Below are 23219 nucleotides of genomic sequence, written 5' to 3'. Positions count from 1 at the left end.
CGTTCCGGCAAGCCGGAAGGAACGAATAGTAACCTTAAGTTATTGTATCGAAGGCGAATACCGTCCTTGAGTGGTATTTTCCGCCGGGTCGCAGGATGGCGGAGGGCCAATCCGGGTGGTTGGGGCTGTCGGGGAACAGCTGCGTTTCAAGGCACAGGCCGGCGCACTGGCCATAGACGGCGCCCTCTTTCCCCTCGGCTCCCGGCAGGTGGTGACCCGTGTAGAACTGCAGGCCCGGTTTGTCGGTCAACACGGTCATCCGGCGTCCGCTTCGGGGCGATGAAAGGGTGGCGACTGCCTGAACCGCGCCCGGGGCAAACCGCTCCGCGACGATCCAGTTATGGTCATAATGGCCGCGCACGGGGCGGGTTTCGCGGAAGTCGAAGTCGGTGCCTGAAACGGCTTCTGGCTCAAGCGGCAGGTTTGCGCCGTCCACTGGAAGATAGCGGTCGGCAGCAATCATCAGGTCGTGCCCGAGGGTTGATCCCGCCGCATGCCCATCCAGATTGAAATAGCTGTGCTGGGTGAGGTTCACGAGCGTGGCCTTGTCGGTCGTCGCCTCATAGTCGACAGTAAGCGTGCCGGGTGCGGTGATGCGGTAGGTGACGCTGGCGTTCAGCGTGCCGGGGAAGCCATTGTCGCCGTCGGGGCTTCCAAGCGTCAGCCGGAGGGCAGCGCCCTCCAGCATTTCAGCGGTCCAGAACCGTTTGTCGAAACCATCTGGCCCGCCGTGCAGCTGGTTTGGTCCTTCGTTGGCGGTGAGTCGGTATTCGGTGCCGTCAATCGTGAAGCAGCTGCCGCCGATCCGGTTGGCATAACGCCCGGCCACGCAGCCGATATAGGCGCGGTCGGCCTCGTAGTCGGCGATGCTGTCAAAGCCCAGCACGACATCCGCAAGCCGGCCGTCGCGGTCGGGGGTGGTCAGCGAAACGATCCGGGCGCCGTATTCGGTGATGCTGACTGTGAAGCTGCCGCCATCCGACAGGCGGTACAGGCTCGCCGGACGGCCATCGCTCAGGGTGCCGAAGGGCTCGCGGGTTATGCCCGGCAGGGCGGTTTCAACAGGCATCAGGCTCACTCCAGATACGGGCGAGGCTACTATGGCGCGGGCGCAGGCGCGGGTCCAGTCCCCGGTAAACTCTTGCAACTCTGCCCTTTCTTTGCCCGATTTTGGCCCCTAATATGCGGCTAACCTGTTGAAGAAATTGATCAGGCCCGGAAGGCAGGACGCGACCATGACACGACCCCAGAAATTCATCATCCGCATGACGGTTTTTTGCCTCGCGGTGATTGCGGTGGCGGCGGTGCTCTCGAAGGCGCTCGTGGCCGCTTTCATGGCGAACCCGGCGCTCAACGGCGTCATCCTCCTGATGCTGATTGTCGGGGCCATTTATGCGTGGCGGCGTGTGCTTGACCTTGCGCCCGAGATCGGCTGGATCACCGCCTTTCGCCGGGTCCAGAATGCAGGCAGCGTGCCCCCGGCCCCCCGCCTGATGGCGCCCGCTGCCCAGCTTCTGGCAACGCAGGCCGAAGGCGGTGTGCGGCTTTCCGCCCTTTCCATGCGCTCGGTCCTTGATGGTATCGCCTCAAGGCTCGAGGAAAGCCGCGAGATCAGCCGCTATTTCACCGGACTTCTGATTTTCCTCGGTCTTCTCGGTACCTTCTGGGGTCTCTTGGGCACCATCGGCGCGATTGGCAACACAATCAGCGGGCTGACGGTGGATGGCACCGACATGGCCCTGATGTTTGATGAACTGAAAGCGGGCCTCGAAGCACCGCTTTCGGGCATGGGCACGGCTTTCTCCAGCTCGCTTTTCGGCCTCACCGGCAGCCTTGTCCTCGGCTTCCTTGACCTGCAGGCAAGCCAGGCTCAGACCCGCTTCTATAACGAAGTGGAAGACTGGCTGGCGTCCGTGACCCACCTGTCGCGTGGTGGTGATGTGGTTGAGGGCGTGGCCATGGGCGGCGGCGGTGCGCCGGACGCCTACATGACCGCACTGATGGAGCAATCGGCCGCTGGCATCGAAAAGCTTGCCCGCACGATCCGCGAGGAAAGCGCCTTCCGCCATGAAGCCCATGCCGCCATGTCGGCGGTGGCCGAGCATCTGGCGACCCTCGCCGACCGGCTGGACGCCCAGCGCGCGCAGACGCAGGCGGAGGCGAGCGCACGGGATGAAACCTCGCGGGCGCTGGCTCGCGCCATCGAAGGGCTTGGCACCCGCATGGCAGACGCGACCAGCGCCGGTGCGCTTGACGAAGCCACCCGCCAGCATATCCGCAACCTTGATGTCGGCATCAAACGCCTGATCGAGGAACAGTCCCGCGCCTCCGAAACGCTTAACGAAGGCCTGCGGGGTGAAATCCGCCTGCTGGCCCGCACGCTTTCAGCCGGCCTTGGCGAGCGCGATGGCGCGACCCCTGCTGCAGGCAAAGATCAGCCGCGCCAGCGCCCCCTCGTCGCCGACCGTGAAAAGGACGATAACTGATGATCGGCGCCCGGCGACGGCTAGGAGGCGATTCCGGCGAGAATGTCTGGCCGGGATTTGTGGACGCGCTGTCCACGCTGTTGCTCGTCATCATCTTCCTTCTGTCGCTGTTTGTGCTGGCGCAGTTCTTTCTGGGACAGGCGCTTTCGGGGCGCGACAAGGCGCTCGCCGAACTCAGGATGCAGGTGCTGGAACTTGGCGACCTTCTGAAGATGGAACAGCAGGCCTCGGCGGCACTCCGCGACAGCATGGCCGAGCTTTCATCCTCGCTTGAAGCCGCAAACAAGGACCGGGACGCGCTGAGTGCTGAACTTGAAAGCACCAAATCGGCGCTTGCGAGCTCCACTGCACGGCTCTCCGAGCTTGATGCGGCTGCCAGCGCGCTTGGGATCGAGGCCGCTGACCTCAAATCCAGATACGCGACCGCGAGCGAAGAGCTGGAACGCGAAAAGGCCCTGTCCGAAAGTGCGCGGCGGCAGGTTGAAACCCTGCAGCGCAGTATCACCGCCCTTCGCGAACAGCTGGCACGCCTTGAAGCAGCCCTGCAGGCGAGCGAGGAACGCGACCAGCGCAATCAGGCGGTGATTGTTGACCTCGGCCGCCGGCTCAACCGGGCACTTGCCGCCAAGGTTGATGAGCTTGCCGGTTACCGGTCGGAATTTTTCGGACGGCTGAAGGAAGTGCTCGCCAACCGGCCCGAGGTGCGGATCGAAGGCGACCGGTTTGTGTTCGCGTCCGAGTTGCTGTTCGAAAGCGGTTCGGCCGAGCTTGGCCCTGAAGGCCGTGCCGAGATGCGCAAGTTTGCCGAAACGCTTCTTACCATCTCGCGCGAGCTGCCGTCCGATCTCGACTGGGTTCTTCGGGTAGATGGTCACACCGACAAACGCCCGATCAGCACAGCGCGCTTCCGCAACAACTGGGAGCTTTCAACCGCGCGGGCCGTTTCGGTTGTCGAGTTTCTGGTGGAGCAGGGCGTGGAGCCGCACCGGCTGGCAGCGGCGGGCTTCGGCGAACATCATCCGCTTGACCCTGCCGACAACACCTATGCCTATGCGCGCAACCGCCGTATCGAAATGAGGCTCGACCAGCGATGAAGCGTTTCGCGGCGGCCCTGATGACGCTCTGCCTGTCGGCGGCAGCCGTGGCGGAGACAACGCTTGATGATGTCGCTGCGCGGCTGAAGAAGGGCGAATACAAGGGCGTGACAGGCGCGCTTGTTTCGGTCGGTGGCAAGCTGGTGCTCAATGTGCCGGACGCTGGCGCCAGTGCCGGTGGCCGCCAGGATATCCGTTCCGCTACCAAAAGCATCACGGCGATCCTTGTGGGCGAACTGATCGAGGATGGCAGCCTTAAAAGTGTGAAGACGCCGGTCTCCAAACTGCTGCCCGATCTTTACAAGGGCATGGCCAAGGATGATCCGCGCCGCGAGATCACGGTTGAAGACCTTCTCACCATGCGCTCGGGCCTTGCCTGCAACGACTGGGTGCCTGCCTCGCTTGGCAATGAGGAACGCATGTATGTCACAAGCGACTGGAGCGCCTTCGTGGTGGGGCTGCCGCGCGCCTACGAGCGGGGCGAGCATTTCAGCTATTGTACCGGCGGTGTTGTCCTGCTTGGCCGGGTAATTGATGCCCTTTCAGGCTCTGATGTGCCGACCTTCGCGGACGAACGGCTGTTTCATCCGCTTGGCATCCGCAACGCCAAATGGGAGGGCACCCCCGAAGGCCATACCGACACGGGCGGGCATTTGCGGGTGGAGATCGAAGCGCTTCTGAAAATCGGTCAACTGGTGCATGCAGGCGGCGTGTGGGAAGGCAAGCAGCTGATCGCGCCGGACTGGATCAAGGCGATGACCGGCTTCCAGACGCGCCTATATGAGCGCCGCGAAACATACGGCTATCTCTGGTGGCGCAATGAGGGCAGGGTGAAGGACAAGCCGGTCAGCATCACCTACGCCCACGGCAATGGCGGCAATTTCATCGTCATCGTGCCGGAGATTGACCTTGTGGCCGCCTTCACGGGCCGCAACTACAACAAGCCCGAACAATTCACTCCGATGAGGATGCTGGGCGAGGAAATCATCCCCGCCCTCTTGGCTGAGTAAGTCTTTAAGCCACCTCCCCGAACTGCAGGTCGGCGAGGCGCTTGTAGAGGCCGTCGGTACGGGAAAGCTCTTCGTGCGTGCCTTCGGCGATGATGCCGCCGTCGTCCATCACGATGATACGGTCAGCCTTCTTCACCGTTGCCAGCCGGTGCGCGATCACCAGCGTGGTGCGGCCCTGCATCAGATGTTCGAGCGCTTCCTGAACCTTCAGCTCGCTTTCGGCATCAAGCGCCGAGGTGGCTTCATCCAGAAGCAGGATCGGCGCGTCGCGCAGGATGGCGCGGGCGATGGCAAGGCGCTGGCGCTGGCCGCCCGAAAGACGGGTGCCGCGTTCACCAAGGACCGTATCAAAGCCTTCGGGGCTTTTCTCGATAAAATCGAGTGCTGCGGCGGCCTTCGCGGCTTCGCGGACTTCCTCGTCCGTCGCGTCAAGGCGGCCATAGCGGATGTTTTCGGCGATGGTATCGGCGAAGATGATCGTCTCCTGCGGCACGAAAGCGAGGTGCGCGCGGAAATCGGCGGGAAGCGTTTCATGGATCGGCACGCCGTCGATGGTCACGCGGCCCGATTGCGGATCGTAGAAGCGCAGCAGAAGCTGCAGGACGGTCGTTTTGCCCGCGCCCGAGGGGCCGACAAGCGCCACGGTTTCACCTGCCTTGATATGCAGGTTGAAATCCTTGAGGGCCGGCATGGTCAGCTTTGTCGGGTAGGCGAAGGTGACATTCTCGAACGCGATATCGCCCTGCACTGTAGCCGGCATCGGCAGCGGATTGTCGGGCGCCACAATCTTCGATTCGGCATGCAGAAGTTCGGACAGGCGCCCGGCCGCACCGGCGGCGCGCTGCAGGTCACTATAGACTTCCGAAAGCGCCCCGAAGGCACCGGCCACGAAGATGGCCCGCATGATGAACTCGAGGATCTGGCCGCCCGTCATCGCGCCTTCGATCACATCCTGCACGCCTTCATAAAGGACGAGTGTGATGGCGCCGAAGATGAGGAAGATCAGCGCAGCGGTCAGCCCCGCCCGCACCATGATGCGCAGGCGCGCCATGCGGAAGGCATCGTCCACACGACTGCCGAAGCGCTGTGCCTCGGTATCTTCGCGGGTGAAAGCCTGCACGATATTGAGCGCGCCCAAGGTTTCATTGGCCTGCGCGCCCACATCGGCCACGCGGTCCTGGCTCTTGCGCGACAGGGTGCGGACCTTGCGGCCGACCCAGATCAGGATGAAAAGGACAATCGGGATGACGATGGCGATCGAGGCCATCAGCTTCGGCGACATGATGAAAAGCCACGCCGTGCCGATCACGGCGATCAGAAGGTTCCGTGCCCACACACTGGCCGACGAACCGACGATATTCTGCACAAGGGTGGTATCGGCCGTCAGGCGGCTGACGATTTCGCCGGGGCGATTCTCTTCAAAATACTCGGGGCTGAGGGTGATCAGCCGCTCATACACCGCTTTGCGGATATCAGCGACGACGCGTTCGCCAAGCCAGGTGACGAAATAGAATCGGAACGCGGTGGAGGCCGCCATCACGACAACCAATCCGATGAAAATGAAGAAATACCGGTCCACAGTGTGGGCGTCTTCGGTGGAGAAGCCCTGGTCGACAATACCCTGCATCGCCGAGGGCAGCACCAGCACGGTGGCCGCGCCGATCACCAGAAACAGCAGGGCAAGTGCCAGCTCTTTCTTATAGGGGCGGATGAAGCGCCACAGGCCCTTCACCTTGCGAACCGGGGCTTTCGGGGCTTCATGCTCTAGGCGGACGGCGCTGTCGGTCATCGGATATCCGGTCTTTCTATCTTTCGTCGGACTGTTGGCTTCATATAAGGCATGCACGCCGGATCGCCAACGCCCGAGCGTAAAATAAGCCTGTATGGCAAAAATGCAGGTCTTTCGCGTTTCGACCCTTGCCAACCCCGTTGAATCCTTTTATACGCGGGGCTCGTTTTTGGAGGACTAGGCCATGAAACAAGGTATTCACCCCGACTACCACACGATCAAAGTCGTGATGACCGACGGGACGACCTACGAGACGCGCTCCACCTGGGGTGCTGAAGGCGACAGCATGACGCTTGAGATCGACCCGAAGTCGCACCCGGCCTGGACCGGTGGCACCCGTACGGTTGGTGAAGGCGGCCAGGTTGCGCGCTTCAAGAAGCGCTTCGGCAGCTTCTCGCTCAACAAGTAAGTCGTTCGCGACAATCGCGGAATTCGGAAAAGGCGCCTTTCACGGCGCCTTTTTCATTCTGTCCCCCCTTGAAGCTCTTTTTCCGCTGCTTACATCTCAATTGTCCGGTTGCTCGAATGAGGACCGGCGACAATGAAGGTCCGGCCAATTGGCGGACCATGATGCAAACAGTTGCTTCTAATGGAGGACTATCCCATGCGTACTTTCGACCTTACCCCGCTCCTGTCCCGCTCTGTCGGCTTTGACCATCTGAACCGCCTGCTTGATTCGGCGTTCCAGAGCGACGCGACCCAGGCAGCCTACCCCCCGTACAATATCGAAAAACTGGGCGACGATGATTACAAGATCACCTTGGCCGTTGCCGGTTTTGCCCCTGACGAACTGAATGTGACCGTCGAGAAGGGCACGCTCATTGTCTCCGGCCGTGGCCGTGAAGAAGAAGCCGAGCGTTCCTTCCTGCACCGTGGCATCGCCAAGCGCGCCTTCGAGCGCCGCTTCGAACTGGCGGACACGATCCAGGTTGGTGAAGCCTCGTTCGAAAACGGCCTTCTTGAAGTGGCCCTGAAGCGCGTGATCCCCGATCACATGAAGCCGCGTCAGGTGACCATTCGCGGTGCCGCCAAATCCGGCCCGAAAACCATTGAGGCTGACGCCGCCTGAGGCCGGTCTCATCTGCCCGTCGCCCCGCCGGAGTTGTTGCCTCCTGAACGGCGGGGCGACGGAACTACCCTGAATTCCCTATTTTCCTGACGTTTCCTCGCAAACTTCACGCGGGGCGCGGTCGAGCCTTGTTTCCCCTCCCCCCACGCAAAGGCCCCGCGTCCCGCTTCTCTTTCCCTGATCACTGCCATATTCTGGCGCCAGCTTGACCCTCAGTGGAGTTCATCATGGCGCTTGCCCTGCCTGTGCCCGCCGTCACCATCGGCCTTCTGCTTCTCTCCAACATTTTCATGACCGTCGCCTGGTACGGGCACCTCAAGTTCAAGGCTGCACCGCTCATCACGGTCATCCTGATCAGCTGGGGGATCGCCTTTTTCGAATATCTGCTGCAGGTGCCAGCCAACCGCATCGGCCACAGCGTCATGAGCGCGGCGGAGCTGAAGACGATACAGGAAGTGATCTCCCTGACCGTCTTCGCCGTTTTCTCAATTCTCGTTCTGAAGGAACCGCTCAGCTGGAACCACGCGCTCGGCTTCTCGCTGATCGCGGCAGGGGCCGCCTGCATTTTCTACAAGGGCTGACGTCTATTCCGCGCGGCCCAGTTTTTCATGTGCCAGCCGCAAGGCGGTTTCCAAGGCCTTGTCGGCGGGTATGCGCACGTCAGGCTGTACGCCTGTGCCTTGCCAGTTGCCGCCGGTGATGGGATTGACCGACCGGCCCTCCGGCAGGTCGAGCGTGAAATGGTCATGCACCCGCCGCATCTCATAGGGATGGGCGCCGCCGCCGGTCACTTCGCCAACGATAGTCGCACGGCCCAGCGCCTGCAGGTCGTAGGCGAGTGCCTCGGCGGCGGAGAAGGTGCGGTGTGAGGTCAGGATATAAAGGGGCTTGGTGCCGCCGAACCGGCGACCGGGTACCCAGCTTGGCGAAACGTTGGCCTGCATCGTATCGCTTGGGCGATTATAGATGCCGCTCAAGGGGCGGGCGCCGTCCAGCAGGTATCCCGTCACCAGATTGACCGTTTCAGCCCCGCCGCCATTTTTGCGCAGGTCGATGATCAATGCGTCGCCTTGTGCCACAAGGGCCATGGCCGCCGAAAATATATCGCCCGCCATCGAGGCCGGCGGAAAGACGCGGAGGTCGATCAGCATCACATTGCCTTCAAGCCGCTCGATCTTCTCGATGCCGTGGTTGATCTGCGGGCCATACCAGCGGTCCATCTCGGCGGCGGAAAAGTCTTCTTCTGCTGCGGTGTCTGTCAGGGCTTCCTTACTGTAGCCGAGGCCGAGGTGCCCGTCGCCGGACGCCGCGCGCAGCCAGTCGGTTACCTTGCGGGCGAGGGCTTCCGGGTCCTGTTCTTTTTCCCAAATGGCTGACTGGTTGCGGATGTCCCGCGCCAGCCGGGCGCCCAGATCGGGGTCCACATAGCGCTTCTCAAGGAGGTTCGCGGCATTCGCCACGACATTGTGGATGTCAGCTGGGGTGAGCGTGGCAGCCGATGCGGCGCCGGTAAACGACGTGAAAAGAAGGCAGGCAGCGAGGGTGTGTCTGATCATTTGTTTTCGCTTTCCGGGGGGCATGCTGCGTGAATGCGGGTGAGGAAGGATTGCCGTTCGAGGGCTTCGAGCGTCCGGCCAAGTAAATCCGACAGGCTGGTGCCGATCTCGCGGTCGAGACTGTCGGCCGCCGTGTGCACGGCTTGCCACAGGCTTGCAAGGCGCGCGGCGAGCGATAGCCCGGCGTCTGTCAGGCTCACCTGTTTATGGCGGCGATCTTCGCCGGGCTCGATTGCAATGAGGCCAAGCTTTTTCATCTCGCCAAGGGTCTGGGTCGCCGCCGGCTGGCTGACACCGATGTGTGCCGCGATCTCATTCACCCCCGCCTGGCCGTTCGCCAGCAGGAACTGGACAATGGGGTAGAAGCGCGGGCGGAAGGGTACGCCGAGTTCGTCATAGGCGGCCTGCACGTCGCCGTCGAGATGGGCGAGCAGGTGGCGGATCAGGGTGCCGAGGGTACGGTTGGATATATTATTCATATAAGTGCTTATATATTATTCCGCGCCGATGGCAATTGCGCTTTCGTTGAGGGCGAAAGTCAGGACTTGAACAGCGCCTCGGCCGCGGCGCGGGAGGCGCCACGGGCGGCTTTCGCGGTCTCGGCGCGGGAGATTTCGGCTTTCAGGCGCAGGATGCGGTCATCAAGTTCCTCGACGCCCAGCGTGCTGATGTCTTCCTTTTCAAGATCGAAAAGGGGGCCGGTCTTCTTTCGGGGCAGGTCGTCGAAATCCATCATGTATCTCCGTTTCTTGTGATCTTGCCGCAGGTGTCTCCACTTGTCACCGGTCAAGGCACGCGCCTAGACTTCGCCCGAACACGAGGGAGAGACCGAATGACTGCAACAATGACCGCGATCGAGATCGAGAAGCCCGGCGGCCCCGAGATGCTGAAGCCGGCAACGCGCCCGGTGCCTGTGGCCGGGGCAGGCGAGGTGCTGATCAAGGTGGCGGCAGCTGGGATCAATCGGCCTGATGTGGTGCAGCGGCAAGGCTTCTATGCCCCGCCGCCGGGGGCGAGCGATATCCCGGGGCTTGAGGTCGCCGGGCATGTGGCAGCGCTCGGTGAGGGTGTCACCGGCTTCAGGGAAGGTGACGCCGTCTGCGCGCTCATCTCGGGTGGTGGGTACGCCGAATATGCGGTGGCGCCTGCGGGCTCTGTCCTGCCCGTCCCGAAGGGCCTGACGATGGCGGAGGCGGCAGCCATCCCCGAAACCTTCTTCACCGTCTGGTCCAATGTGTTTGACCGCGCCGGTCTGGCCTCCGGCGAATGGCTCCTTGTCCACGGCGGGTCCAGCGGGATCGGCTCGACCGCCATCCAGCTTGCCAAGGCGTTTGGCGCCCGGGTCGCCACGACCGTGGGGTCAGCTGACAAGGTTGCGTTTGTCGAAAAGCTCGGGGCTGACCTTGCCGTCAATTACCGCGAGGCGGATTTCGTGGATGCCGTGCTGAAGGCAACCGAAGGCCGCGGCGTCAATGTGGTCCTCGATATGGTTGGCGGTGACTATCTGCCCCGCAACCTGAATGCGCTGGCGGTGGAAGGGCAGCATGTTTCCATTGCCGCACTTCGGGGCATGCAGGCCGAGTTTAACATCATGCAGGTGATGTTGAAGCGGCAGGTGCTGACGGGATCGACCCTTCGCGCCCGCGACAATGGCTTCAAGGCGGCGGTGGCGGCGGCCCTTCGCGAAAAGGTCTGGCCGCTGATCGAAGCCGGCAGGATCAAGCCGATTGTGGATACGGTTCTGCCCCTCGAAAAGGCGTCCGACGCGCATGCGCTGATGGAATCGTCACGCCATATGGGCAAGATCGTGCTGAGTGTGACGCCGGCCTGATTGCCCCTTGGAATTTCTTTCCATAGGCACGACATAAGGCCATGACACGCCGTCCCCAAGCTGATAAAGAGAGGTCAGTGAAACGCCGTTTCACCCCTCCGGACAGAGAGTATCGCGCTGGGGGCAGGCAAGGAAACTTGTCTGGGCCCGGCTGCATGGGTTGTTCATGCCGCCCTTGGGAAAACGGCCGATAAACTTGAAACAGGATAGAGACAGATGACCCAACCCCTGATGCCCATGGCAACCGCCGTCTGGCTCGTTGACAATACGGCCCTGACCTTCCGCCAGATTGCCGAGTTTTGCGGCCTGCATGAGCTGGAGATCCAAGGCATCGCGGACGGCACCGTCGGCACCCATATCGTGGGTCAGGACCCGACCGCGAACGGTCAGCTGACACAGGCTGAAATCGACCGCTGCGCCGCTGACGAAGGTGCGCGCCTGAAGCTGCGTGAAGACGATGTGAAGGCACTGCCGCGCACCAAGGGTCCGCGCTACACGCCGGTCTCGAAGCGTCAGGACAAGCCCGATGCCATCGCATGGCTCGTGCGTCACCATCCCGAGCTTTCGGACCTGGCAATCAGCCGCCTTGTCGGCACCACCAAGCCGACCATTCAGGCGATCCGCGAGAAGAGCCACTGGAACGCGCAGAATATCAAGCCGCAGGATCCGGTTGGCCTTGGCCTTTGCAAACAGAGCGAACTTGACGCCGCCGTGCGCCTGGCTGCCGAGCGCCGCAAGAAGACCGATGTGAAGCCGGAAGCCGAGGCTGAAGCGCCCGCCGCTGAAGCACCGGAAGGTGAAGGCGAGGCCTGATCTGCTGGCTACACAGGCCGCTCAAAATGCAAAAAGCGCAGGATTTCCTGCGCTTTTTCTTTCATAAGGTCCCGACCTAGACGCTGATCAGTGCCGCACCACGAGCTTGTTCAGCTCTTCCTTGATGCGGAGCTTCTTGCGCTTCAGCTGCATGAGTCTGATGGTATCGGGATTAGGTCGGTGTTCTTCTCGGGTAATGATCTCTTCGATCTCGGCGTGTTTCGCAGTCAGGCTCTCGACATGCGTTTGAAGGCTCATTCCCGTCTCTCCTTCTTGTTTGTTTCAAAGAGGCCTTGATTCCAACATCCGAAGGGCGGGCTTGTCACGGAAAATTTTGTTACCAATCGAAAAAGTGTAACATTCCATCGTATTAACTGGGATTCTTTGCCGTAGAATGCCGCATGGGAAAAAGGACCTTCACCCAATGAGCGAGACTCAGGACCGCCGGATGATTGTGGCCATCACGGGGGCAAGCGGGATCGTCTATGGCATCCGGGCGCTCGAGATGCTGCGCGACCTCGGTGCCGAGGCGCATCTCGTGATGTCGAAGGCTGCCGAACGCACCCTGATGGAAGAGACCGACATTTCCCTGAAGGCCGTTCAGGCGCTTGCCCACACGATTTATCCGGTGAAGGATATCGGCGCGGCGATTGCCTCGGGCTCCTTCCGCACACGCGGCATGCTGATCGCCCCCTGTTCGATCAAGACGATGGGGGAAATCGCGACGGGCGTGACAACGAGCCTTGTGTCGCGCGCGGCAGATGTTGTGCTGAAGGAACGCCGCAGGCTGGTGCTGATGGTGCGCGAAACGCCGTTCCACACGGGGCATCTGCGCACCATGACATCACTATCCGAGATGGGGGCGGTGATCGTGCCGCCGGTACCGGCTTTCTACACGAAACCCAAAACGATTGACGAGATCGTCACCCAGTCGGTTGCCCGGGTGCTGGACCTTTTCGGGTTCAATCACCCGGACGTCAAGCGCTGGCGCGAGGCGGAAGACCAAGCGCCTTCATAAGCTCGTCTGCTTCCTTGAAGCCTTTCAGGTAGGCCGCCAGCAGCGGGGCAGGGTCGCCCTTGACGGTGTCGCCCATCGCGGCGATCAGCCGTTCCTGCACCGAACGCTCGGCATCAAGCTCAATCGACTTGGCTTCTTCGTATCCACCTTTGCCTTGCATGCTGCGACGGTAGCCCCGCATCATTTCGAGCGTCTTGCGTTCCTTGTCTGATTCGGCCTTCAGCTGCTTCCAGCCGTCCTCGTCGGGCGTCTGGCCGCGCTGGTGAAGCCAGGCCAGCAGGAGGATCAGGTTGACGTCGCGTCCGGCACGATCCTGTGCTTTCAGCGCAAGGCGCATGACCTCGGGCTTGTCGTATAATGCCTTCGATGCGTGCCAGAAGGCGGTGGCGCTTGCTTCTCTCATATCGTTCATGGTGCTATACTGCGCAAATTTCCGAGTAGGCAGGGCGGGATACTTCACTTATGGACGAAGATAATGTTCGGGCGCAACTGGCGCTTCTCATGGAGGAGCATCGGGATCTTGACGATGCGATCACGGCGCTCGAGCACGGTACCTCGTTCGACCAGCTTCAGGTGCAACGCCTGAAGAAGCGGAAACTGAGCCTGAAGGACCAGATGGCCAAGCTCCGCGACCTTCTGCTGCCCGACATCATCGCCTGAAAATCGCTGACCAGTATACCCCGTTCGTGCTGAGGAGAGGCGGTAGCCTCGTCTCGAAGCGCGCAGCTCAGGCCTTCTTTCTGCTAGCCAGTTTTGAAATCCTGTCAAAATCGCCCTCGATCAGGGCTTCCTTCTTGGCACGACTCCAGCCCTTTATCTGCTGTTCTGCACTCAGCGCTGCGTGCCGGGATTCGAACGCTTCGGAGAAAACCAATTCTATAGGCCGCCGCTGGCTAGTGTAGGCACAGTAGGTGCCATGACGGTGCTCATTGACCCGTCGCTCCAAATTGTCCGTTTGACCAGTGTAGTAGCTGCCGTCTGCGCATTTCAGGATATAAACGAAGAACATCCAGTGGGCGCCTCCCGGTGCAGCGCCCTTCGAGACGCGCTGGCGCGCTCCTCAGGGCGAACGGGGTCAAGTCTTGATGCGATATGGAAGAGTTCGCCCCCTAGCGGACGTTGTCTTCGCCTTTCATTTCGCGTTTTTTCTCGTACATGGCCTTGTCGGCCTTATCGAGCGCTTCGTGCGGCTCGTCATCCTGTTTGATCGTGTAGGTGCCATAGGCCATCTTCAGATGGTAGGGCTTGCCGCCAAGTTCGATCGGCGAATTGGCGATCACATCAGCGAGCGTCTTGGCCTTTTCCTGGCCCGTTGCCTCATCGGCCTGTGCCAGAATCACCCCGAATTCGTCACCACCCAGCCGCGCGACCACATCGGTGCCACGCACATTGTCGATCAGCAGGCGGGCGAGGTGCAGGAGCGCCTTGTCGCCCCCCTCGTGGCCATATTCATCGTTGATCAGCTTCATGTCGTTGAGATCGATGAAGATCAGCGTTGAAGGCGTACCGTAGCGCTGGGCGAAACCGATCATCCGGTTCAGTTCGCGCACGAAGGCACGGCGGTTGGGGATGGGCAGCAGGGCGTCGAGGTCGGCGAGGTCTTCCATCTCGCGCAGGCGCCGATTCGATTCCTCAAGCTCGCGCCGCAGGCTTTCCACTTCCTGCATCAGGCTGAGGATGGCCTGATGGACACGCGGGCTGATCTCTTCAGGCGATACGCCAAGGATCTGGACGCTGTCTTCCACGCGGCGAACCGAGCTGGCGCTGGAGACACCTTCGCTGCTGCCGGTGCGGCGTACACTGCCTGTGGGGCTGTAGCGGGTCACCCCTGAACTGTTGGTCACTTTCATGCGGTGTTGGCCCGTGATCCTGTGGAACAAAACTCCTTCTATCATCATTATCCCATATGGGGGCTGGTGTGAATCCCTGATCGCATCGTGCGAAAGACGCACCCGGCAACGGCTAGGCTTGCATTGGAAGGCTTCCCGCCTATAATGCGCGCGCAGTTGGCCGGGTTCATTCACCGGCCTTTTTATATCGCGGGCGGTCGCCCGGTCCTCTCAGACCCGAGGTGTGTGAATGAGTGACGCGAAGCCGATTGTCGGCATCATCATGGGCAGCCAGTCCGATTGGCCGACCATGAAACATGCAGCCGACATGCTTGAAGAATTCGGGATTCCCTATGAAGCCCGGATCGTGTCTGCCCACCGCACGCCCGCGCGGCTTGTCGATTATGCGACAACAGCACGCGAGCGCGGCCTGCATGTGATCATCGCCGGTGCCGGCGGTGCCGCCCACCTGCCGGGCATGGCGGCTGCCATGACGCCGCTGCCGGTGTTCGGTGTGCCGGTCCAGTCCGCCGCCCTTTCGGGGCAGGACAGCCTTCTTTCCATCGTGCAGATGCCCGGCGGTGTTCCGGTCGGCACGCTTGCCATCGGCAAGGCGGGTGCGAAGAATGCGGGCATCCTGGCTGCTAGCGTGATCGCGCTGCATGACAAGGCCGTGGCTGACAAGCTGGATGCCTTCCGCGCCGCGCAAACCGCATCGGTCGCCGATGTGCCCGTGGACGAGGCCTGAGCCATGACCGCAGTGAAACCCGGTTCCACCATCGGTATCCTTGGCGGCGGTCAGCTTGGTCGCATGCTGGCGCTGGCAGCTGCCAAACTTGGCTACCGCACCCACATCTTCTGCCCGGACGAGCGCAGCCCCGCCTTCCATGTGGCGCGCCAGTTCACTATCGCGCCCTATGAAAACGAAGAAGCGCTGGCCGAGTTCGCCAAAAGCTGTGCTGTCGTGACTTACGAGTTCGAGAATGTGCCGGCCAAGACCGCCGAGATCGTGGCGCGCCATTCGAACCTTCGCCCCTGTGCCCGCGCGCTGAAAATCTCGCAGGACCGCCTGCTGGAGAAAACCTTCCTCAACGAATGCGGCGTCACCACCGCCCCCTTCCAGCCGTTTGAAACGGAAGAAGAGCTGACCGCCGCGTTTCGAGTGATCGGCCGCCCGGCCGTCGCCAAGACCCGCCGCATGGGTTACGACGGCAAGGGCCAGATCCTGATCAAGAACCGGCAGGATATCGACCGCGTGATGGAAGTCACCGGCGGTGCACCGTCGATCCTTGAAGGCTTCGTGCAGTTCGACCGCGAAATCAGCGCCATTGTGGCGCGCAGCGTGGAAGGCGATGTGGCGGCCTTCCCGGTGGGCGAGAATGTGCACACCAACCATATCCTTGATACCACCGACGTGCCGGCCACCATCACCGAAGTGGTGGAAGCCAAGGCCAAGGTGATGGCAACCCGCATCGCCAATGCGCTTGACTATGTCGGGGTGCTGGCGGTCGAGATGTTTGTGAATGACAAGACGGGCGACGTGATCGTCAACGAGATCGCACCCCGCGTTCACAACAGCGGTCACTGGACCATCGAAGGCGCTGAAACCAGCCAGTTCGAGCAGCATATCCGCGCGATCTGCGGCCTGCCGCTTGGTCCCACCAAGGCGCTTGGCAAGGTGCGGATGAAGAACCTCCTTGGCAAGGATATCCTCGAGTACGAGCAGTATCTGGCCGATACCAACGCCCACTTCCATCACTATGGCAAGCTTGACCCGCGCGACGGCCGCAAGATGGGCCATGTGACATGGGTTGAACGCTTCCGCCCGGAAGAGAAATAGGCGCATCTGCCACCCCTGTCTTTTTTCCTGCATGAAGCCATGCTAGGCAGGGAAAAACCGGCCCCCGCGCCGGCTTTCTGAAAAGAAGATGGGGGATACCATGAAAAAGCTGATGATCGCCGGCCTGATGCTGGCTGCTGCCACCACGCCCGCAAGCGCATGGGGGCCGCTTGGCCACCGCGTGACCGGGGCGCTTGCGGAGCGCTACCTGTCGGCTGATGCCAAAGCGGCGGTCGAGGCGCTTCTCGGTGTCGAAACGCTGGCTGAAGCGTCCACATGGCCTGACGAGCAGCGCTCCAACCCCGACGAATTCTGGCAGAAGCAGGCAACCCCCTGGCACTATGTGACGATGCCCGAAGGCACCGACTATGACGCCTCGATGGCGCCGCCGCAGGGCGATGCGATGACGGCCCTTGCCACCTTCACCGCCACGCTGAAAGACAAGAGCGCAAGCCTTGCCGACCGGCAGCGTGCGCTGCGCTTCATCGTTCATATCGTGGGTGACCTGCACCAGCCGATGCACACGGGTGACGGCAGCGACCGCGGCGGCAACGATGTGAAGGTCATGTGGTTCGAAAAGCCCTCGAACCTGCACATGGTGTGGGACGAGGACATGCTGAACCATCAGGGTCTATCCTACACCGAAATGTCCACATGGCTCGCCGCGCGCATCACACCCGAAAAGGTGCAAGCATGGACGGTGACGGACCCCAAGGTCTGGATCAAGGAAAGCGCCACGCTGCGCCCCGGTGTTTATCCGTCGAACCAGATGCTGTCATGGCAATATGGCTATGACCATATCGGCACGGCGAAAGAGCGCCTGTCGATGGCCGGCGTGCGGATCGCCGCTTACCTCAACGAGGTTTTCAGGAAGTAGGCCCTAGCGGGTCAGTACCCATGTGCCGTGGTCGGCGGTGATGGCGAAACCGTTTTTTGCTGCGAATTCCTCGACGACCCGGCGCATCGGATAGCCTTTGGTGCGGCCCCAGTGCCAGTCGTCGCCCGCGATGATAGCTTCGGGCCACAGGCGGTGGGCGGTCTCAAGGTCTTCGGGTTTCTTGTCGGCATCGATATAGACAAGATCGGGCTTCAGTCCGGTCGCAGCGATTTCATGCAGCCCGTCCGGGCTTGTGGCCTGCATCGGGATGAAGCGGTTGCGATAGGGCCGGAGCAGCGATAGCGCGGTCAGGCGTACGCCGTTCGCCGCGATGTCAGCGGCGAAGCGTTCCTGTATTTCAAGTTCGGGGTAGGCGCGGGTGAGTGCGGGGCGGCCGACATAGCGGCGGCACTGCGGGATCAGCCGAAGCTCGTCCCATGGGTCGATACCGATAACGGTGAGGCGCGGGGATATATCCAGCCAGCGCTTGGTGGAGGCGCCAAGGAAGACGCCGATTTCCACCATCAGGCGCGGGCGGCTGACCCGGATGAGCGCATCCACGAGCTCGCGCCCGCCGCCGCCCAGCGCATAGGGCCAGGGCGGTATAACCGCCCAGTCGTTCCGCTCGGGCCACGGATGGGCCCGGCGCAGTGCCTGCAGGGAATCCTCTATCAGGCGCTGCGCCATGCGGTTCCTTCCTTAAAGGATCGAGAAGCCGGTGGCCGCCCAGTCCTTGTCGAAAGCGGCAAGGCCGTTCGTCGTCAGCGGGTGGTTGGCGAGCTTCTTCATCACGTCAGCCGGGAAGGTGGCAACATCGGCACCGATCAGGGCTGCCTGATGGATATGCACCGGGTGACGGACCGACGCTACGAGGATCTGGGTGTTGAACTCGTAATTGTCATAGATGGTGCGGATGTCCTGGATGAGGTCCATGCCATCGAAGCCGATGTCGTCATGACGGCCAACGAAGGGCGAAATGAAGGTCGCGCCTGCCTTGGCTGCCAGAAGGGCCTGATTGGCCGAGAAGCAGAGGGTGACATTGACCATGATGCCCTGAGCGCGGAGCGCCTTGCAGGTTTTGAGGCCTTCGATGGTGAGCGGCACTTTCACGGCGATATTGTCCGCGATCTTGGCGCACTTCAGGCCTTCTTTCAGCATTGTTTCGTGATCGTGGGCAACGGTTTCAGCCGAAACCGGGCCTGCCACTTCCTTGGCGATCTCGGTGATGACTTCGAAGAAGTCACGGCCGGATTTTTTGATCAGCGAAGGGTTGGTGGTCACGCCGTCGAGCAGGCCGGTCGCATTCGCTTCGCGGATTTCGTCGATATTGGCGGTGTCGAGGAAGAATTTCATCGGGTCGCTCCTTGCCATGTCTGGAGGTCGGTCATTGGCCGCCTGCCTAGCGCCGATAGGGCTTTTTTGCAAGTGCAAAGGGGGCGTGTGCCGGTGTCATGATCGTGCGCGTTGCCTTTTCCTCGTCCCTCTCGTTATGGTGCCAGAAAGTGGCAAGGGCATGGCAGGCGTGACAGCAGAATCGGACGACATGGGCGAAGCAAGGCGGATCAGCGTGATGGTGCCGGCGCCCCTTGACAGCCCGCTGGACTATCTGTGGGCGGGCGACATGCCGGCCCCGGCGCCCGGTCACCTTGTGGAAGTGCCGCTTGGCAAGCGCCGGGTGATCGGTGGCGTTTGGGATGGCGGGCGCTACAAGGGGCGTCAGGTAGCGCTTGCCAAGCTGAAGCCGGCGATCCGCCCGGTGGACGCCGCCCCACTGGATGCCGCGCTTATGAAACTTGTGGACTGGGTTGCGGCCTACACGATGTCGGCCCCCGGCATGATTCTCAAAATGTGTCTCAGCGTCCCCGAAGCGCTTGAAGGCGTGCCGGTGCGCAAGCATCTGTTTTGGCGCGAAGGCCTGAGCGCACCCGACAAGCTGACCCCGGCGCGCAAGGCGGTGCTCACCCTGATGGCGGATGGTATCGCCCGCACGCCAAGCGAGATTGGCGAATTGGCCGGTGTGTCGGCAGCCGTCATCAAGGGGCTTGAAGAGCAGGGGGCGCTGGTCGCCGAGATGCGACCGGTGGACCAGCCCTTTGCCGTGCCGATGCCGAAGGCCGAGGGGCCGGTGCTGGGGCGCGAACAGCAGACGGCGGCAGATTCGATTTCGGCGGCGGTTGCCGCGAAGGACTTTGCGCCCTTCCTGCTGGACGGCATCACGGGCTCAGGCAAAACCGAGGTTTATTTCGAAGGCGTGGTCGAGGCACTGAAGGACCCGACGGCGCAAATTCTGGTGCTGTTGCCGGAAATCGCGCTGACCGCCCAATGGTTCGACCGCTTCGCCGATCGCTTCGGCGTGGAGCCGGTGGTGTGGCATTCCGATATCGGGCAGGCGGGCCGGCGGCGGGCGTGGGGCGAGATCGCAGCCGGCCGGGCGCGCGTTGTGGTGGGGGCGCGGTCGGCGCTCTTTCTACCCTTCCGCAACCTCCGGCTCATCATCGTCGATGAAGAACATGACCCGAGCTACAAGCAGGAAGAAGGGGTGATCTATCACGCCCGCGACATGGCCGTGGTGCGCGCCAAGTTCGAGGCCTGCCCCTTGGTGCTGGCGAGCGCCACGCCCTCGATGGAAAGCCGGGTGAATGCCAAGGCAGGGCGCTACAAGGAATTGCGCCTGACCGAACGACACGGGGCTGCCGAACTGCCGGCCATGCGGGTGATCGACATGCGCCACGAAGGCCCCGCGAGCGGCGAGTGGATCGCCCCCATGCTCGCCAGCGCCATCGAGGACCGGCTGGGCCGGGGCGAGCAATCGATGCTGTTCCTCAACCGCCGGGGTTATGCGCCGCTCACCCTTTGCCGCACTTGTGGCCACCGGATCGAATGTCCGGCTTGTTCAGCATGGCTTGTGGAGCATCGCAGCGAACGGCGGCTGGTGTGTCACCACTGCGGCCATTCGATGCGCACGCCGGATAATTGCCCCGAATGTGATGACACGGGATCGCTCGTCCCCTGCGGGCCGGGGGTGGAACGCCTGCAGGAAGAAGTGACGGCCCGTTTCCCGACCGCGCGGTTGGCGGTGATGACATCCGACACGCTCACCCGCCCCGGCGATATGGCGCGGATGGTGGCGATGATCGAAAGCGGGGCGCTTGATATCGTGATCGGTACCCAGATTGTCACCAAGGGCTACCACTTCCCGAACCTGACCTGTGTTGGCGTAATCGATGCCGATCTCGGCCTTCGCGGCGGGGACCTGCGGGCTGGCGAACGCACCTGGCAGCAGCTGGTGCAGGTGGCGGGCCGCGCGGGCCGAGGCGACAAGCCGGGTACGGTGTTCCTGCAAAGCTACGACCCTGCCCATCCGGTGGTGGCGGCGATTGCAACGGGCGACGGCGAGGCCTTCATGGAAGCGGAAGAGGCCGAACGGTCCCGCTTCCACATGCCGCCGTTCGGTCGGCTGGCGGCCCTTGTGATATCCGGGCCTGATCTGGCCGCCGTGGTTGAAACCGGCCGCCGGCTGGCGCGTGCGGCGCCGCAGGGTGACGGTATTCATGTGCTCGGCCCTGCGCCCGCACCACTTGCGCGCTTGCGCGGGCTGCACAGGCATCGCATGCTGGTGCAAACGGGGCGTGACACGCTGATACAGGATCTGGTGGCGGGCTGGCTCGGGCGGGTCAAGCCGGCGAGTGCCGTCAAGATACGGGTGGATATTGACCCATACAGCTTCATGTAGGGAAGCGAGGGTGTCTTTTGGGTAGACCGGTAAAATTGCGGCCAACTCTTAACGATCCGTTGAAGGGTTGGTCTCTAGATTGGCGCCCTGATCTACCCATGGTGTATATGTTGCGTGTTCTGGTTTTAAGTTTGGCGCTGGCATTGCTGGCGCATCCGGTTCTGGCTGAAGAGGTCCAGAGCACGGAAGCGGTCGGTCCGCTGATCGTTTACGGTGAAGACTGGTATATCCGCCCGGACAGTGAGGCGCAGGCAAAACAGATGGGCGAGATCACCGTCCGCGTGAAAGCCTTCATGGATCGTACCGGCATTCCCTATGAAATGCGCTTTCCGCCCCGCCCGCGCAAAGGCGTGCTTCTGCAGCGACATGCAAAGGGACTTTATCTCGAATATCTACGCACGCCGGCCCGCGAAAATCAGTATCACTGGATCCTGCCGATCCGGACGGACTATAGCCTTCGAGTTTATACCCTGCGCACGAACCGCGCGGCGGGTGTGAAGATCGAAGATCTCAAGGCGGGCGGCTTTGTCGGGGCCTGTGAATTTCAGGCAATCGGGTGCGAGGTCATGGAAACGCTCGGGATCGACAGCGCCCATACAGTGGCAATGCCACTGACAGCGACAACGGGACTGGAGCGATTGCTTTTGGCGGGTCGAGCGGATTTTGTTGTCAGCACGGAAATGATCTTCGACCGCAATATGGCTAATTTGGGTGTGGCGGCTGAAGACACCGTATCGCTTGGCGAAGTTGCCCGATATTCGGGCTACCTGATCGCGCCAAAGAATTTGGATCCGGATTTGCTGGATATATTGATGAAAACTTCGCAGGAAGGGCTTCCTTCGGTCAATTAATGGACTTTTTTGCCATTTCGAAAATTGACGGATGATGTCGACTGAAATTTTAATGCTGCGCACGAGCGTAGGCTTGCAACCTTGGGGGTCAGGGTGTTGAGCGAAGCAAGGTGGCGCTGGCGGGCCGTTGTTTTATCAGCAGTGCAGTCAGTGGGAAAATGGTGGAGCAAGAAGGGGCAGGCGCTGCGGGGGCTGCGGCTGTTGCTTTGTGCATGGCTCTTTTCGTCGGCTGCGGCTGCAGATGAAGACAGCCTCGTGATCGCGGCACCCCTTCTTTTTCCGCTTTACGAACGTAACGGCGGCGGGGTGGAGGAGGCTATCGTCATTGCCACGCTGGCCGAATGCGGCCTGAAGCCTGTGATCCAGCTGCAGCCCTTCGGACGCCATCTTGAATCCTTTCTGCAGGATGAAGCGGTCGAGGCGGCGGTCACGGTCATCTCCGCGCCGGCTGGCGTTCCCTACAGTTTCATCTATTCGTCCTACCAGAACAGCGTCATCACTCTGCGCGATCGGACGACCAAGCCGGAGCATTTGTCGGACCTCGCCGGCATGCGGGTCGTATCCTTCCCCGGCGCCGCGCGCATCCTGCCGGGTCTCGGGGCGGTGCGGGGCAGTTTCGCGACCTATATCGAGATCGCCAATCAGGATGCCCACAGCCGCCTCATCATGGCGGGCCGGGTTGATGCGGTGATCGCCGACAAGCTGATCTTTGCGGCCTATACCAACATCCTTGGCGCGCAGGCGGGGCAGGACGGGCAGGCGGCGGGCCGGTTCGATGTGGCGGCTCTGTTCCCGGAAACGCAGGCGCACTGGATATTCAAGGATGCCGCCGTGGGTGCACGGGTGCATCAGTGCTTTCATACGATCCGCGCCAATGGCATTCTGGGCCAGCTTCTGGAAGAGCGTCGCCGCCGCTTCTTCGGCATCTATGTGAAATAGACGGCGCGGCAGGAAAGCGAGCCCCCTCATGCTTGAAATGCGACCCGGCTGCGAATGCTGCGACAAGGACCTGCCGGCGGAGGCGCCCGGCGCCTATATCTGCAGCTTCGAATGCACCTTCTGTGCGGCCTGTGCCGAGGGGCCGCTCGGGCGGCGCTGCCCCAATTGCGGGGGCGACCTATTGTCGCGCCCCACACGGGCGGCAGCCCTGCTGGAGCGCTATCCGGCCTCGGCAAAACGAGTGTTCAAGGGGCGTCCCTGAGGGTGCTTGACGAGGCCTCTGGTGAAGCCCCGGAAAGAATCCGGAAACCGCGCCGATAGTCGCTTGCCCCCTCGTTTTCCTTGTGCTAGACGGAGCACGCATTTTGACAGGTCAGGCGCTTGTGACCGCGAATTTCGCGGGTCTTCGTACATGACCGTTCGATATTAACTTCACGCAGGCGGCATTTCGCCGAATGCAATCGTCAACTGGCTCTGGACCAAC

The 23219-nt window shown here is 61.9% G+C and carries 28 protein-coding genes; 17 read left to right on the top strand and 11 right to left on the bottom strand.

Annotated elements, in window-relative coordinates; genetic code table 11:
- Nucleotides 1-34: 34 nt before the first annotated feature.
- Nucleotides 35-1069: an aldose epimerase family protein gene (locus PH603_RS15410; RefSeq protein WP_289503646.1), complete on the bottom strand. Its 1035-nt coding sequence runs from the start codon at nt 1067-1069 to the stop codon at nt 35-37.
- A 166-nt stretch (nt 1070-1235) separates the two neighbouring features.
- Between PH603_RS15410 and PH603_RS15405 the strand changes: the two genes are divergently transcribed.
- Genes PH603_RS15405 through PH603_RS15395 form a run of 3 tightly spaced genes read left to right on the top strand, consistent with a single transcriptional unit; the run spans nt 1236 to nt 4590 of the window.
- Complete coding sequence (locus tag PH603_RS15405; RefSeq protein ID WP_289503645.1) at nt 1236-2486, top strand: hypothetical protein; 1251 nt, start codon at nt 1236-1238, stop codon at nt 2484-2486.
- Nucleotides 2486-3580 (top strand): peptidoglycan -binding protein, encoded by a 1095-nt coding sequence (locus PH603_RS15400; protein WP_289503644.1) that lies wholly within the window; start codon nt 2486-2488, stop codon nt 3578-3580. The genes PH603_RS15405 and PH603_RS15400 overlap by 1 nt, the downstream gene beginning before the upstream one ends.
- On the top strand, nt 3577-4590 hold the full coding sequence (locus PH603_RS15395; protein ID WP_289503643.1) for a serine hydrolase domain-containing protein: 1014 nt from the start codon (nt 3577-3579) through the stop codon (nt 4588-4590). The genes PH603_RS15400 and PH603_RS15395 overlap by 4 nt, the downstream gene beginning before the upstream one ends.
- Nucleotides 4591-4594: 4 nt before the next feature.
- Here PH603_RS15395 and PH603_RS15390 read toward each other — a convergent pair whose 3' ends face one another.
- The gene (locus PH603_RS15390) at nt 4595-6379 is read right to left on the bottom strand and encodes an ABC transporter transmembrane domain-containing protein (RefSeq protein WP_289503642.1); all 1785 of its coding nucleotides are present in this window, start codon (nt 6377-6379) and stop codon (nt 4595-4597) included.
- 184 nt (nt 6380-6563) lie between these two features.
- Here PH603_RS15390 and rpmE point away from each other — a divergent pair, with 184 nt between their 5' ends.
- From rpmE to PH603_RS15375, 3 genes are all read left to right on the top strand, one after another.
- On the top strand, nt 6564-6788 hold the full coding sequence (gene rpmE / locus PH603_RS15385) for a 50S ribosomal protein L31 (RefSeq protein ID WP_289503640.1): 225 nt from the start codon (nt 6564-6566) through the stop codon (nt 6786-6788).
- Nucleotides 6789-6983: 195 nt separating this feature from the next.
- Nucleotides 6984-7448, top strand: a complete 465-nt coding sequence (locus tag PH603_RS15380; protein ID WP_289503637.1) for an Hsp20 family protein — start codon at nt 6984-6986, stop codon at nt 7446-7448.
- A gap of 227 nt (nt 7449-7675) precedes the next feature.
- Nucleotides 7676-8029 carry a DMT family protein gene (locus PH603_RS15375; protein WP_289503635.1) on the top strand — a complete coding sequence of 118 codons (354 nt, stop codon included), beginning with the start codon at nt 7676-7678 and terminating at the stop codon, nt 8027-8029.
- A gap of 3 nt (nt 8030-8032) precedes the next feature.
- On the opposite strand, the gene PH603_RS15370 is transcribed toward PH603_RS15375, so the two are convergent.
- The 3 genes from PH603_RS15370 to PH603_RS15360 are packed head-to-tail and all read right to left on the bottom strand — an operon-like array spanning nt 8033 to nt 9740.
- Nucleotides 8033-9004 (bottom strand): S41 family peptidase, encoded by a 972-nt coding sequence (locus PH603_RS15370; RefSeq protein ID WP_289503633.1) that lies wholly within the window; start codon nt 9002-9004, stop codon nt 8033-8035.
- Complete coding sequence (locus PH603_RS15365) at nt 9001-9483, bottom strand: MarR family winged helix-turn-helix transcriptional regulator (protein ID WP_289503631.1); 483 nt, start codon at nt 9481-9483, stop codon at nt 9001-9003. The genes PH603_RS15370 and PH603_RS15365 overlap by 4 nt, the downstream gene beginning before the upstream one ends.
- Nucleotides 9484-9542: 59 nt before the next feature.
- The gene (locus PH603_RS15360; protein ID WP_289503629.1) at nt 9543-9740 is read right to left on the bottom strand and encodes a DUF1192 domain-containing protein; all 198 of its coding nucleotides are present in this window, start codon (nt 9738-9740) and stop codon (nt 9543-9545) included.
- Between the two features lie 96 nt (nt 9741-9836).
- Here PH603_RS15360 and PH603_RS15355 point away from each other — a divergent pair, with 96 nt between their 5' ends.
- Nucleotides 9837-10835 carry an NAD(P)H-quinone oxidoreductase gene (locus tag PH603_RS15355; protein ID WP_289503626.1) on the top strand — a complete coding sequence of 333 codons (999 nt, stop codon included), beginning with the start codon at nt 9837-9839 and terminating at the stop codon, nt 10833-10835.
- Nucleotides 10836-11051: 216 nt separating this feature from the next.
- Complete coding sequence (locus tag PH603_RS15350) at nt 11052-11648, top strand: DUF1013 domain-containing protein (RefSeq protein ID WP_289503624.1); 597 nt, start codon at nt 11052-11054, stop codon at nt 11646-11648.
- An 87-nt stretch (nt 11649-11735) separates the two neighbouring features.
- On the opposite strand, the gene PH603_RS15345 is transcribed toward PH603_RS15350, so the two are convergent.
- Entirely contained in the window at nt 11736-11906 is a 171-nt protein-coding gene (locus tag PH603_RS15345; protein ID WP_289503621.1) for a YdcH family protein, read from the bottom strand.
- Between the two features lie 166 nt (nt 11907-12072).
- Between PH603_RS15345 and PH603_RS15340 the strand changes: the two genes are divergently transcribed.
- Entirely contained in the window at nt 12073-12666 is a 594-nt protein-coding gene (locus tag PH603_RS15340; RefSeq protein WP_289503619.1) for a UbiX family flavin prenyltransferase, read from the top strand.
- Here PH603_RS15340 and PH603_RS15335 read toward each other — a convergent pair.
- Nucleotides 12626-13078 carry a TIGR02444 family protein gene (locus tag PH603_RS15335; protein ID WP_289503617.1) on the bottom strand — a complete coding sequence of 151 codons (453 nt, stop codon included), beginning with the start codon at nt 13076-13078 and terminating at the stop codon, nt 12626-12628. The genes PH603_RS15340 and PH603_RS15335 overlap by 41 nt on opposite strands.
- Before the next feature lie 50 nt (nt 13079-13128).
- On the opposite strand from PH603_RS15335, the gene PH603_RS15330 reads away from it, so the two are divergent.
- Nucleotides 13129-13326 carry a YdcH family protein gene (locus PH603_RS15330; protein WP_289503615.1) on the top strand — a complete coding sequence of 66 codons (198 nt, stop codon included), beginning with the start codon at nt 13129-13131 and terminating at the stop codon, nt 13324-13326.
- 67 nt (nt 13327-13393) lie between these two features.
- Here PH603_RS15330 and PH603_RS15325 read toward each other — a convergent pair whose 3' ends face one another.
- Both PH603_RS15325 and PH603_RS15320 read right to left on the bottom strand, forming a co-directional pair.
- Nucleotides 13394-13675 carry a GIY-YIG nuclease family protein gene (locus PH603_RS15325; RefSeq protein WP_289503613.1) on the bottom strand — a complete coding sequence of 94 codons (282 nt, stop codon included), beginning with the start codon at nt 13673-13675 and terminating at the stop codon, nt 13394-13396.
- 100 nt (nt 13676-13775) lie between these two features.
- Entirely contained in the window at nt 13776-14516 is a 741-nt protein-coding gene (locus PH603_RS15320; RefSeq protein ID WP_289503611.1) for a GGDEF domain-containing protein, read from the bottom strand.
- Between the two features lie 229 nt (nt 14517-14745).
- Between PH603_RS15320 and purE the strand changes: the two genes are divergently transcribed.
- From purE to PH603_RS15305, 3 genes are all read left to right on the top strand, one after another.
- On the top strand, nt 14746-15243 hold the full coding sequence (purE, locus tag PH603_RS15315) for a 5-(carboxyamino)imidazole ribonucleotide mutase (protein WP_289503610.1): 498 nt from the start codon (nt 14746-14748) through the stop codon (nt 15241-15243).
- Nucleotides 15244-15246: 3 nt separating this feature from the next.
- The gene (locus PH603_RS15310; protein WP_289503608.1) at nt 15247-16335 is read left to right on the top strand and encodes a 5-(carboxyamino)imidazole ribonucleotide synthase; all 1089 of its coding nucleotides are present in this window, start codon (nt 15247-15249) and stop codon (nt 16333-16335) included.
- A 100-nt stretch (nt 16336-16435) separates the two neighbouring features.
- The gene (locus tag PH603_RS15305; protein ID WP_289503606.1) at nt 16436-17212 is read left to right on the top strand and encodes a S1/P1 nuclease; all 777 of its coding nucleotides are present in this window, start codon (nt 16436-16438) and stop codon (nt 17210-17212) included.
- Nucleotides 17213-17215: 3 nt separating this feature from the next.
- On the opposite strand, the gene PH603_RS15300 is transcribed toward PH603_RS15305, so the two are convergent.
- Together PH603_RS15300 and fsa are read right to left on the bottom strand one after the other, a co-directional pair.
- The gene (locus PH603_RS15300; protein ID WP_289503604.1) at nt 17216-17899 is read right to left on the bottom strand and encodes a class I SAM-dependent methyltransferase; all 684 of its coding nucleotides are present in this window, start codon (nt 17897-17899) and stop codon (nt 17216-17218) included.
- Between the two features lie 12 nt (nt 17900-17911).
- The gene (gene fsa, locus PH603_RS15295) at nt 17912-18565 is read right to left on the bottom strand and encodes a fructose-6-phosphate aldolase (protein ID WP_289503602.1); all 654 of its coding nucleotides are present in this window, start codon (nt 18563-18565) and stop codon (nt 17912-17914) included.
- Between the two features lie 160 nt (nt 18566-18725).
- On the opposite strand from fsa, the gene PH603_RS15290 reads away from it, so the two are divergent.
- The 4 genes from PH603_RS15290 to PH603_RS15275 all read left to right on the top strand — a co-directional run bounded on the left by PH603_RS15290 (nt 18726) and on the right by PH603_RS15275 (nt 22997).
- Nucleotides 18726-20945: a primosomal protein N' gene (locus tag PH603_RS15290; RefSeq protein ID WP_434783312.1), complete on the top strand. Its 2220-nt coding sequence runs from the start codon at nt 18726-18728 to the stop codon at nt 20943-20945.
- A 98-nt stretch (nt 20946-21043) separates the two neighbouring features.
- On the top strand, nt 21044-21796 hold the full coding sequence (locus PH603_RS15285) for a hypothetical protein (RefSeq protein ID WP_289503598.1): 753 nt from the start codon (nt 21044-21046) through the stop codon (nt 21794-21796).
- 150 nt (nt 21797-21946) lie between these two features.
- Nucleotides 21947-22735 (top strand): type 2 periplasmic-binding domain-containing protein, encoded by a 789-nt coding sequence (locus PH603_RS15280; RefSeq protein WP_289503596.1) that lies wholly within the window; start codon nt 21947-21949, stop codon nt 22733-22735.
- A 28-nt stretch (nt 22736-22763) separates the two neighbouring features.
- Nucleotides 22764-22997 carry a DUF1272 domain-containing protein gene (locus PH603_RS15275; RefSeq protein ID WP_289503594.1) on the top strand — a complete coding sequence of 78 codons (234 nt, stop codon included), beginning with the start codon at nt 22764-22766 and terminating at the stop codon, nt 22995-22997.
- Nucleotides 22998-23219: the final 222 nt, after the last annotated feature.

The sequence above is a fragment of the Gimibacter soli genome (assembly GCF_028463845.1).
Classification (GTDB): domain Bacteria; phylum Pseudomonadota; class Alphaproteobacteria; order Sphingomonadales; family Kordiimonadaceae; genus Gimibacter; species Gimibacter soli.
The sequence above is the reverse complement of the archived record's forward strand: the minus strand, read 5'-3'. Positions and strand labels throughout refer to the sequence as shown.